Origin of the sequence: Nonlabens sp. Hel1_33_55, assembly GCF_900101765.1 — a bacterium.
In the GTDB taxonomy this organism is placed as follows: domain Bacteria; phylum Bacteroidota; class Bacteroidia; order Flavobacteriales; family Flavobacteriaceae; genus Nonlabens.
The window spans coordinates 2,822,382-2,834,854 of sequence record NZ_LT627735.1 but is presented as its reverse complement, the minus strand read 5'-3'; the positions used below and the strand labels follow the sequence as shown (position 1 = coordinate 2,834,854).

Here is a 12,473-nt window from a genome sequence, read left to right as displayed (position 1 = left end):
TTATTTACTCGCTAGGATGAGCTATCGGGTCACCGGAAGCTTCATCGTGATTAGACGTCATTTTATTTTCTCTCAATTCCTTATACTTATTTCCACTCGATTTAAGTATGGATTTTACTTCCGCTTGAGCGATTACTGGGAATGTTCTAGAGTACAAAAGGAATAGGACAAAGAAGAAACCAATAGTTCCTATAAAGATACCTATATCAACAAATGTAGGTGAGAACATCGTCCATGATGATGGTACATAATCACGATGCAATGAGGTAACGATAATTACAAAACGCTCAAACCACATCCCTATGTTTACTACAATGGAAATTGCAAAGGAGAACATAATACTGGTTCTCAATTTCTTAAACCACATAAATTGTGGTGAGAATACGTTACAGGTCATCATCGCCCAGTATGCCCAAGCATAAGGACCAGTCGCCCTATTAAGGAAAGCATACTGCTCGTACTCTACTCCAGAATACCAAGCCATAAATAATTCTGTAATGTATGCGACACCTACAATCGAACCTGTAATCATGATTACCAGGTTCATCAATTCAATGTGCTGTATAGTGATGTAATTTTCTAAATGACACACTTTTCTCATTACAATAAGAAGCGTGTTTACCATTGCAAAGCCAGAGAATACCGCACCAGCCACAAAGTATGGTGGAAAGATAGTCGTGTGCCATCCTGGAATTACTGAGGTTGCAAAGTCAAAGGATACGATAGTGTGTACAGAAAGTACCAATGGTGTTGCAAGTCCTGCAAGTACTAGGGATACTTCTTCAAAACGTTGCCAGTCTTTGGCTCTACCTGACCATCCAAAGGACAGGATACCGTAAATTTTCTTATTAAAAGGAGTGATAGCTCTATCACGAATCATTGCAAAGTCAGGAAGCAAACCAGTCCACCAGAACACCAATGAAACTGATAGGTACGTAGAGATCGCAAATACATCCCAAAGTAATGGTGAGTTAAAGTTCACCCATAAAGAACCAAATTGGTTAGGGATAGGTAATACCCAATAAGCCAACCATGGTCGACCCATGTGAATGATTGGAAACAATCCTGCTTGAATAACTGAGAAAATAGTCATCGCTTCTGCTGACCTGTTGATCGCCATTCTCCATTTCTGACGGAACAATAACAATACCGCCGAAATCAATGTTCCTGCGTGACCAATTCCTACCCACCAAACGAAGTTAGTAATATCCCAAGCCCAACCGATGGTCTTGTTCAATCCCCAAACTCCAATACCGGTAGATATCGTGTAAGTGATACATCCTATTCCATAAAGAAAAGCAATCAAGGCGATGGTAAATACCAACCACCATTGCTTATTTGCCGGTCCTTCTACAGGAAAGGCAATATCTCTAGTCACATCAGCATACGTCTTGTCGCCGGTAACTAGTGGTCTTCTTATGGACGCTTCGTAATGAGCCATAATGCGTTTGTTAGTTTCTTAGTTATTATGCGTTGTTTCTTACCTTAACGTGATACATCACGTTAGGCTCTGTTCCTACTTCTTCCAGCAAGTGATACATACGATCCTGCTTTTTCAATTGGGCAATCTCTGAATCTTTATCATTGATATCACCAAATTTAATCGCACCGTTGTAACAAGCATTTGAACATGCCGTTGCAAACTCACCGTCTTCTATCATTCTTCCATCTTTCTTAGCTTCAAGAATAGTCATCTGTGTCATTTGAATACACATAGAACATTTCTCCATCACACCACGAGATCTTACCGTTACATCTGGATTGATAACCATGCGACCTAAGTCATTGTTCATGTGGTAATCAAACTCATCGTTGCCATTATAAAGGAACCAGTTGAATCGGCGAACTTTATATGGACAGTTGTTAGCACAATATCTCGTACCCACACAACGGTTATAAATCATGTGGTTTTGACCCTGACGACCATGCGATGATGCCGCAACTGGACAAACCGTCTCACATGGAGCGTGGTTACAGTGTTGACACATCAATGGTTGGAAAGCTACTTGTGGCTGGTCTGCTGGAATCTCCAACTCACCAAATCCACCTAAAGATCCATTATCTCCAAACAATCCAGAGAAACCGTCTTTTTTAGACTCATCATCCTCAAAGCTGTCTGTGGAAGAGTAGTATCTATCAATACGCAACCAGTGCATATCTCTTGATCTACGTACCTCCATTTTTCCAACTACAGGTACATTATTTTCCGCGTGACAAGCGACCACACAAGCACCACAACCGGTACAGGCATTTAAGTCGATCGACATATTAAAATGATGTCCTACAGATCTATCAAAACTTTCCCAAAGATCGACATCTGGTGATGTTACCGGAGTTTCAATGTGATTCAAAGAAACTTCAGGCATTGGGTTAAATTCATGCTGGTCACCTGTGATATAAGTAGCCAGATCAGTCTCACGAATAATATCGCGACCCATCATAGTATTTTGTAATTGTGTACAGGCAAACTCATGCATACCACCAGCTGCTTCGACACTTACTGATTGAACTGATACACCATTCTTAAAGAAAGGGAAAACGTTCACACCAGTTTGCATTTCTTCCTGAATACCGGCAGTTCTACCATATCCTAAAGCAACACCTATGGTTCCTGGCGCTTGTCCAGGCTGGATTAATGCTGGAATCTTACGTTCAACACCATCCATTTTTACGATAGCATAAGTCCCGTCTAAGGCACCATTAGCTACGTTATAATTCTCTATACCTAATCTATCCGCATCTTTTTGAGAAATAGTTAGATAGTTATCCCAAGTAGTTCTTGTTATCGGGTCTGGTAATTCCTGCAACCATGGGTTGTTGGATTGTGTACCGTCACCCATTGATATTTTAGTATAAAGCACCAATTCAAAACCTCCATCATTGCTAGATCCTGAAAGATCTCTTAATGCAGATGCATTATTGATATTAGGTACTTGTTCACCATTAGATAATGTCTCTGAAACAGAAGCTGCATAGAAACCATCTTGTAATGATTGGTTCCATGAAGATCCATTTCCTGTAGAGAATGTCTTTATGTAATCTTTATAAGAAACGTCACTTCCTGACCAGGTCAGTAATGAATCCTGCATTTGACGCGTATCAAACAATGGTTTGATCGTTGGTTGCATCAAGGAAACTGTTCCTTTCTTCATTTCAACATCACCCCAAGATTCTAGATAATGTGGTGTCGTTGCAACGTACATAGACTCCTTTGCAGTAGCATCCAAGCGAGATGCAAATGACACGGTTAGAGGAACATTTTTCCACGCTTTCGCGAAAGCGTCATTATCAGAATAGCTATACACCGGATCCACGCCAGCGACAAATACAGCACCTACAGCACCGCTTTCCATATCGCTAACCAATTGTTCCACCGCACGACGACTACCTTGACGTGTCAGAATAGGCGCAGAAGTGTCAATAATGGAGCTACCTAATCGCTCATTGATCTCCAACGTTAATTGTTGTGCACCTTGATCTGGCAATCCACAAAGAACCACAGCGTTGCTGCCAGCTCTTCTTAATTTTTGTGCTGTTTCTTCAACAGCCTTGCTTACTTTCTCAGAAAGGTTATTGTTGGCAGATCCACCAACTACCTTACTATAAAGAGCAGCTATAATTTGTTTTTGTTCTGTAGGAGTTACTGGATAACGCTTATCTGCGTTAGCTCCTGATAATGTCATGTTTGCCTCAAACTGAACGTGATGAGACATTTTACCATTTTTAGGAACTCTAGACTGTGCGTAGTTGGTATCAAAACCACCACCTTGCCAGTCACCAACAAAATCTGCACCTACACCTACGATACATTCTGCATTTTCAAAATCGTAATCTGCAAGACCACGTTGGAAATATTTTGCTTCAAATGCATCAAGGGCTGCATCTTCTCCAACCGTATCGTATGTTACTTGGCGAACGTTGGGATAAGCTGCTTTGAATTCTTCCATCAAACGGGCAATCGATGGACTTGCAAAAGTTTGCGTCAAGAAAACAATCTGCTTTCCAGCGTTTGCGTTCAATTGCTGACGAACCTCTTTATCTAATTCTGACCAGGTTGCTTCTTTACCTTTTACTAAAGGAGTTTTCAACCTGTTATTATCGTACAAATCCAGTACAGATGCGTGAACACGTGCATTTGCATTACCTCTTGAAGGTATATCTCTATTACCTTCTACTTTAATAGGACGACCCTCGCGAGTTTTGATTAGAACACTTGCAAAATCATAACCATTAGCAATCGTAGTGGCATAATAATTTGCCATACCAGGAATGATACGATCTGGTTGGTTCACATAAGGAACTGAATGAATTACAGGACCTTCACAGGCAGCAAGTGATGCTGCTGCGGTACTGAATCCAACATACTTCAAGAAATCACGACGTGATGTGCTGGATGATTCCAACACTTCTTCTTTCCCTAAGAATTCTTCAGTAGGAATTGCAGTAGCAAACTCGTTTTGCTCGAGATTTTTAATCATCTCATTGCTCTCATCGAGTTGCGCCGTGCTTTTCCAGTATTTTTTAGTAGTAGCCATAAATCTCTTAAGCTATAATATTAGTAGTGGCACTTACCACATTCAAGTCCTCCTAAATCTGCGATGGTCAATGGACGACCGCCGCGTTGTTCAGATAGTTCTTTATGAATCTCTTCGTAATATCCGTTACCAGCAAGATCAACAGTAGTCTCACGGTGACAGTTGATACACCATCCCATGGTTAATGGTGAGTACTGATACATTATTTCCATTTCTTGAACAGGACCATGACATTCCTGACAAGCGATGTTACCGGCAGTAACGTGTTGCGCGTGATTGAAGTAAGCTAGATCTGGCAAGTTGTGAATGCGTACCCAACGAACTGGCTCTTCTTCACCTACAAAAGCTTGTTCTGCATCTGACCAGCCCGTTGCTTTGTATAGTTTCTGAATCTCTTTGTTATAATCGATACCGTATTCTTCTAATCCTTCAGCTTGTGTTGCATCTGCAACTTGTGCGATAGACTTGTGACAGTTCATACACACATTAAGAGATGGAATACCAGAGTGCTTAGATTCTCTAGCACTTGAGTGACAGTACTTACATTCAATCTGGCTCACACCAGCGTGAATCCTGTGTGAATAGTGAATAGGTTGCACAGGTGCATAACCTTGATCCACACCTACACTCATTAAGCCGCCGTATACAAAGTAGGCACTTGCTAACAATAAGAACACCGCAGAAACCAAAACCAAGAATTGGTTCTGAATAAACGACTGCCAGATGGGAGTTCTTGCTGGCTTATCCTCTTCAAACTCAGTTTGTATTCCATTAGCAGCAGCAAATCTTTTTAGAGTTGTATTCACTGCAAAAAGAACAACTATCAAAACAACAAGAACCAATGCTAGTGCACCTAGAACTATATTGTTTGTCATAGAACCACCACCTGCTGCAGCGGTAGGCCCATCTTGTATGATTTCTGGAGCAACTGGCTTAGGCGTATTAGTATAAGCAAGAATATCATCAATATCGCTATTAGAAAGCCCAAGGAACGAATTCATGTTAGACTGATTGTACTCGTTGTAGATAGCTACAGCCTCTGCATCACCACTAGCAATTAATGCAGATGAATTCTTGATCCATTTGTACAACCACTCACGCTCGTGTCTTTTAGTCACTTCAAAAAGCGCAGGACCTACTGCTTTCTTGTAAAGCTTGTGACACGACGCACAGTTAGCTTTGAAAAGAGCCTCACCTTGTGTTGCATTTCCTCCAGCGCCAGAATCGGCAGTGGCTTCAGTCGCCTCTACAGGAGCTGCAGATTCACCATCAGATGTTGTGGCATCTTCCTGAGCAGTTACTCCAGATAAGGAGAAAACCACAAAAAGGGATGCGATAATAAGCTGATATAGTGAAATATGTAATTTCTTTTTTGTCATCTCGTTCTATAATTATTACGATAACTTTGGCACAATATTTACAGTAGTCAACTGTTTCCTTAATGCCTTGCAAAAATAGGTCATAAATGGTTTAATTTTGGGAGGAGATAATGAAGAAATTAATTTATAAAGGTTCTAAATAGAATCACGCTTTCGCGAAAGCGAACTCATCAAACATACTGCTATGATTAGAAAAAGCATTAAAAACATATTAGGCGCTGGCGCTCTGATTTTTACAATTCAACTGGGTGTTGCACAGTCATCTGACAAGGTGAGCGAGAGCACTTTAGAGCGTCTTGTAACCACTAAAATTTCCATGGATAAAGACGGTGCGTTTAACGATCGTTATACCATTCATATTTTCCAGGGAGAAAATCAACAAGCCAATGCGATTAAGTCTAGATACGATGCGTTAGGCTTAAATTGGAAATCAGAACTCAGATATGAGTCACCCAACCATAAAGTATGGGTAGGAAAGTACGGCAGCAGATTAGAAGCTGACCGTGCTTTGTTGGAAATTAAAAAATCATTTCCTAACGCCAAGGTGTTGAAACCATAGTCGCTTAGAATTTCAAATACTGAAAATCCCTTTTGACTTAAATCAAAAGGGATTTTTATTTTAATGAATATAGAGTGAGGCCTAGAACAAGATCTAAACCCTATTTATAAAAAAAGCCGTTCCAATAATTTGGAACGGCTTTTTAATTTATCGTTGTTAGAAACCTATTTAAGTTTCTTTCTCACTTCAATCTCACGGAAACTTTCTATCACGTCACCTTCTTGAAGGTCATTGTAGTTCTTGATCTGGATACCACATTCGTATCCTTTGGCAACTTCTTTGACATCATCCTTGAATCGCTTCAATGTAGCTAGTTCACCTGTGTAAACTACTACACCATCACGTATCAATCTCACGCCGCTATTGCGGTAGATCTTACCATCTTGAACCATACAACCTGCGATGGTTCCAATTTTGGATATTTTGAACGTGGCACGAACCTCTGCAGCTCCAGTAATCTCTTCTTTAAGCTCTGGAGAAAGCATTCCTTCCATAGCATCTTTAAGATCATTGATCGCATCATAGATGATCGAGTACATTCTAATATCCACTTCTTCTTGATCTGCAACAGATCTAGCATTCCCTTGCGGACGAACGTTAAATCCAATGATGATCGCATCTGAAGCACTTGCGAGTAGTACATCACTTTCTGTGATTGCACCAACTGCTTTGTGTATGATATTGACTTGAATTTCTTCAGTAGATAACTTCTGGAAGGAATCTGTCAATGCTTCTACAGATCCATCCACATCACCTTTAAGGATCAAGTTCAATTCTTTAAAGTCACCAAGTGCAATACGTCTTCCAATCTCATCAAGAGACAATGTTTTCTGTGTTCTAACGGATTGTTCACGTTGTAATTGAGTACGTCTGGATGCAATGGATTTTGCCTCTCTTTCGTCTTCAAATACATGGAACTTATCACCTGCCTGAGGTGCACCATCTAGACCCAGTATTGAAACTGGCGTTGATGGACCCGCTTTAACAACATCATGTCCACGCTCATCCTGCATCGCTTTTACCTTACCGTGTGTACGGCCTGCAAGAACATAATCTCCAACTTGAAGTGTTCCTGCTTGAACTAATATCGTAGATACATAACCTCGACCTTTATCAAGGAATGCTTCCACAACTGTCCCGGTAGCTTGTTTGCTAGGGTTTGCTTTAAGGTCTAATAATTCTGCTTCCAATAATACTTTCTCTAGAAGTTCTTCTACTCCTAAACCAGTTTTAGCAGATATATCTTGGGATTGGATTTTTCCACCCCAATCTTCTACCAACAAATTCATGTTAGCAAGTGATTCTTTTATTTTTTCAGGATTTGCCGCGTCACGATCTACTTTGTTGATGGCAAATATGATAGGCACATTAGCAGCTTGCGCATGACTAATAGCTTCCTTAGTTTGTGGCATCACGTCATCATCTGCTGCAATTACAATAATGGCAAGGTCAGTAACCTGCGCACCACGAGCACGCATCGCTGTAAAGGCCTCGTGACCTGGTGTATCAAGGAAGGCTATTTTCTGGCCACCTTTCAACTCCACTCCATAAGCACCAATGTGCTGTGTAATACCACCGCTTTCTCCAGCGATCACATTCTCTTCACGGATATAATCCAGAAGGGATGTTTTACCGTGATCGACGTGACCCATTACTGTAACGATAGGAGCACGAGTAACTAAATCTTCCTCAGAGTCTACAACTTCTGCAATGCTTTCTTCAATATCAGCATTTACAAAGTCCATTTCAAAACCGAACTCTTCTGCAACGATGGTCATCGTCTCTGCATCCAGTCTCTGGTTCATAGTTACCATCATACCTAGAGACATACACGCACCAATTACCTGGTTAACGGGCACATTCATCATGGTAGATAAATCACTTACGGTTACAAATTCTGTAACCTGGATTTTCTTGTCTTCTGCTTGCTCTTGCTCTTGAGCTTCAACTTTTTCACGGTGAGTATCACGTTTATCACGACGATATCTTGCCGCCTTAGACTTAGAGGACTTCCCTTGAAGTTTTTCAAGAGTTTCTCTAACCTGCTTTTGAATTTCTTCTTCTGTAGGTTCTGCCTTGACAATATTCTTACGACCACCACCGGTAGTTGCACCGCGACGACCTCCTTTAGCACCACCGCCACCTGTACCAGGCTTGGTAATACGCTTACGCTTGCGCTCCTTTTTCTTAGGTTTTGCAAACTTGGAAAGATCGATTTTTTCACCAGTGACTTTGAGGCCACCTAGTTTTTTGTATTCCGTCTTTATAACTTCAGACTCTTCCTCTTTTGGAGTTTCTGTTGTTGCTTCAGCTTTTGCTACTGGCTTATCAGTTTCTTTTGCTACTGGAGTTTCCTTAGGTGCAGGATCTTCTTTCTTAGCAACGGGCTTTTCTTCTTGTTTCGCTTTCGCGGAAGCGGTATCTGGCTTTGCCTTTTTAGGCTCGAGATCAATCTTACCTTTTATGGTAGTACCGCCAGACTTAGGTCTATTGGAAACAACCTCAGGTTCCTGAACAGCTTCTTTGACAGCTTCTGCCTTTTTCTCTTCAGGTTGCTTGTTGACTTCAACATTGTCCGTAGCCTTTTCAGGCGCGGTTTTTTTAGATGCATCAAGATCGATGCTTCCAACGGTTTTAGGACCGGTAACCTCAGCCTTAGCCTTGATGACCTGTTGCTGTTTGCGCTGTCTCTCTTCTTGTTCCTGCTCACGCTGGACTCGCAGTTCTTCCTGCTCTTTCCTGCGTTCTGCTCCAACTTCCTTAGAGGCTACCTTTTTACTTTTGTCTGTTTGAAACTCATCAGCAAGTGCTTGATAGACCGTCGCATCAATTTTTGTGGTAGGACGAGCCTCTATCTCTATACCTTGGGCATTGAGGTGTTCCACTGCGCGATCTAAGGAAATATTGAATTCCCTAAGAACTTTATTGAGTCTCATGTTTTTTACTTCGGCCATAAATACCTAAAAGTTGTCTTTAATTTCTAATCTTCAAATTCTGACTTGAGGATGTTCATCAATGCGATGATAGTTTCCTCTTCCAGATCTGTACGCTTTACTAAGTCATCAACATCCTGCTCCAATACACTCTTTGCAGTATCTAGACCTATTTTACTCAATTCTTCAATGATCCATCCTTCGATTTCATCAGAGAATTCTGTTAACTCTACATCTTCTTCAACACCTTCTCTTATCACATCTATCTCATAACCGGTAAGCTTACCTGCTAATCTGATGTTGTGACCTCTGCGCCCAATGGCTTTAGAGACCTCTTCTGGATTGAGTCGAACTTCTACCTTTTTATTTTCCTCATCGATCACCATTGAAACGATTTTGGCAGGACTCAAGGCGCGTCCTATATATAACTGCGTATTTGCAGTCCAGTTGATAACATCAATGTTCTCATTTCCTAACTCACGAACTATACCATGAATACGGCTACCTTTTACACCTACACAGGCTCCTACAGGATCAATCCTATCATCATAACTATCTACAGCTACTTTTGCCTTTTCACCTGGTTCTCTTACTACAGCCTTAACAGTAATTACACCATCAAATACCTCAGGAATTTCCTGTTCAAATAACTTCTCTAAAAATCTAGGTGAAGTTCTCGATAAAATAATATTAGGCTTGTTACCTCTAAGCTCAACACTTTCAATGATTCCTCTAACGTTTTCACCCTTACGGAAGAAGTCAGATGGTATCTGTCGGTCTTTAGGCATGATGATTTCATTCCCATCATCATCCAACAATATAATAGCGCGATGTCTTATGTGGTGCACCTCTGCATTATAAAGTTCTCCTTCTAATTCTTTGAAGTGCTTAAAGATGTTTGTGTTATCGTGCTCGTGAATCTTTGATATCAAATTTTGACGCAATGCAAGAATTGCTCTACGACCTAGCTGAATCAGCTTCACTTCTTCTGCAACATCTTCACCAACTTCATAATCTGGCTCAATCTTCCTAGCTTCAGTCAATGAGATTTCAGAATTATCATCCTCTACTTCACCGTCTGCAACTACGACACGATTACGCCATATCTCTAGGTCACCTTTGTCAGGGTTGATAATGATGTCAAAGTTGTCATCCTCACCATATTTCCTTTTCAAGGCACTTCTAAAAACGTCTTCCAAGATCGCCATCAACGTGACGCGATCTATCATTTTATCATCTTTAAACTCAGAAAAAGACTCGATCAGTGCGAGATTTTCCATATTCACTTTTTAATTAAATGTTATAACAACTTTTGCTTGTTTAATCTTATCGTACTCAATTGACCATTCTTTGTCAACCGTTACTTTTCCCTTACCAACTGGCTTGGGCTCTCTTACTTTCCAGGCAATTTTAATACCGTTCTCGTCTGCGGTTTCAAGTGTCCCGGTTTCTTTCACCTTGTTGTGATCCAACACTTCCATCTTCCTGCCTACGTTCTTGACGAACTGCCTGTGGTGTTTTAGCGGCTTGCCTACTCCTGCACTTGTCACCTCAAGAGAAAAATCTTCTTCTTCTCTATCTAATTGATGCTCAACTGCGCGAGATACAAAAATACAATCTGCAACCTTAACATCCTGATCACAGTCAATGATCACCTTAATGATGTTACCAGACGTAATATCCAGATCGATTAAAAACAGGTCTGGTCTTTCCTCAAATGCTGCATCTAGCAGCTCACGAACTCTCTTTTCCAACATATTTTATAAAAAGAGGGGACTTTTTGTCCCCTCATATTGCTCAAATACCGTGCAAAGATAGTAATTTTTTAAGGTTATACAATACACCTTTAACTCATTGCTTTTAAATGAATTATTTGTTGCAAGAAATAAGTTTCTAATGTCGTTTAGTGCTGAAGAAGATTATATTTATTTCGCTTTCGCGAAAGCGTAAAAATCTCCACCATTTTACTCCTTAATTTTTATGGCTTATCCATTTCCTGACTTTTTACTGGAAGGACATCGCGGCGCACGAGGCACAATGCCAGAAAATACGATCGAGGGAATGATCAAAGCCATTCATGGTGGCGCCAATACTTTAGAGATGGACCTTCAATTTACCAAGGATGGTACTGTTGTAGTAGCTCATGATCCATACATTAATGAAGTTTATAGTCTTGACCGCAATGGCAACGAGATTCCAAAGCTACAAGCACGTAAATATGTCATCTATAAAATGACCTGTGACCAAATTCAACTATATGATGTAGGATCAAAGCCACACCCAAATTTCCCACTCCAACAAAATCTGAAGTTGCATATTCCTAGATTAAAAGACCTCATCCATGCTGTAGAAAAACATATCCACGACAATAAGCTGCCTCCTATCATTTACAACTTTGAAATCAAAGCAGGATCCCAAGGCGATCATTTATGGCATCCAGCGCCAAAAGAATTAACTGAGATATTACTTAATGAAATAGACGCAGCTTCTATTGAAAACCGATTTCACATTTCATCTTTTGATATGCGTCAACTTATTGAGCTTAAAAACAAACGCCCAGAAATACCTCTTTCATTCCTTACAGCAGATAAAGGAACATCAATTCAGGAACACATGGATCATCTAGGATTCCATACTAAAATCTTTAGTCCCTATTACAAAACGGTGACTAAAAGTATGGTAATGGATTGTAAAAAATTAGGTCTCAAAATAATCCCGTGGACGGTAAACCAACCAGCCGAAATGAAAAGACTTCTCAAGATGCAAGTTGACGGGATCATAACGGACTATCCTGGACTACTCCATAAAATCAGGTCTGAACTCAAAGTGTAAAAAGGCATCGCCAATAATCTCAATCTAAACCAACAAAAAATCCCGATTCTAAAAAGAATCGGGATTTACCAGTTGTCCCACAAGGATTCGAACCTTGAATGACGGTACCAAAAACCGTAGTGTTACCATTACACCATGGGACAATTGCGGGTGCAAATTTAAAACAATTCTTTTTTTATGCAACTACTTTTAAATTTAATCTTGCGTAAAATGAAATGGGACTCGCTGCGTTCAT

The 12,473-nt window shown here is 40.5% G+C and carries 8 protein-coding genes and 1 tRNA gene; 2 read left to right on the top strand and 7 right to left on the bottom strand.

The annotated features are described in order from the left end of the window. Window positions 1-4: 4 nt before the first annotated feature. From nrfD to BLO34_RS12795, 3 genes are read right to left on the bottom strand one after another with little or no spacing between them, the layout of a single operon-like run. Complete coding sequence (gene nrfD / locus BLO34_RS12805) at window positions 5-1,441, bottom strand: NrfD/PsrC family molybdoenzyme membrane anchor subunit (RefSeq protein ID WP_090755853.1); 1,437 nt, start codon at window positions 1,439-1,441, stop codon at window positions 5-7. 25 nt (window positions 1,442-1,466) lie between these two features. Then, window positions 1,467-4,535: a TAT-variant-translocated molybdopterin oxidoreductase gene (locus tag BLO34_RS12800; protein WP_090755852.1), complete on the bottom strand. Its 3,069-nt coding sequence runs from the start codon at window positions 4,533-4,535 to the stop codon at window positions 1,467-1,469. A gap of 20 nt (window positions 4,536-4,555) precedes the next feature. After that, window positions 4,556-5,914, bottom strand: a complete 1,359-nt coding sequence (locus BLO34_RS12795) for a c-type cytochrome (RefSeq protein WP_090755850.1) — start codon at window positions 5,912-5,914, stop codon at window positions 4,556-4,558. A gap of 184 nt (window positions 5,915-6,098) precedes the next feature. Here BLO34_RS12795 and BLO34_RS12790 point away from each other — a divergent pair, with 184 nt between their 5' ends. Next, window positions 6,099-6,473, top strand: coding sequence for a translation initiation factor IF-2 (locus tag BLO34_RS12790; protein ID WP_231959496.1), 375 nt, complete (start codon window positions 6,099-6,101; stop codon window positions 6,471-6,473). A 164-nt stretch (window positions 6,474-6,637) separates the two neighbouring features. Here BLO34_RS12790 and infB read toward each other — a convergent pair whose 3' ends face one another. From infB to rimP, 3 genes are read right to left on the bottom strand one after another with little or no spacing between them, the layout of a single operon-like run. After that, a complete protein-coding gene (gene infB, locus BLO34_RS12785) occupies window positions 6,638-9,427 on the bottom strand; it encodes a translation initiation factor IF-2 (protein WP_090755849.1) in 2,790 nt (929 codons plus the stop codon). A 26-nt stretch (window positions 9,428-9,453) separates the two neighbouring features. After that, window positions 9,454-10,686, bottom strand: a complete 1,233-nt coding sequence (gene nusA / locus BLO34_RS12780; RefSeq protein ID WP_090755847.1) for a transcription termination factor NusA — start codon at window positions 10,684-10,686, stop codon at window positions 9,454-9,456. 9 nt (window positions 10,687-10,695) lie between these two features. Further along, entirely contained in the window at window positions 10,696-11,163 is a 468-nt protein-coding gene (gene rimP, locus BLO34_RS12775) for a ribosome assembly cofactor RimP (protein WP_090755846.1), read from the bottom strand. A 223-nt stretch (window positions 11,164-11,386) separates the two neighbouring features. Here rimP and BLO34_RS12770 point away from each other — a divergent pair, with 223 nt between their 5' ends. Next, complete coding sequence (locus BLO34_RS12770; protein WP_090755844.1) at window positions 11,387-12,238, top strand: glycerophosphodiester phosphodiesterase family protein; 852 nt, start codon at window positions 11,387-11,389, stop codon at window positions 12,236-12,238. A 72-nt stretch (window positions 12,239-12,310) separates the two neighbouring features. Here BLO34_RS12770 and BLO34_RS12765 read toward each other — a convergent pair. Then, window positions 12,311-12,381, bottom strand: a tRNA-Gln gene (locus tag BLO34_RS12765). Window positions 12,382-12,473: the final 92 nt, after the last annotated feature.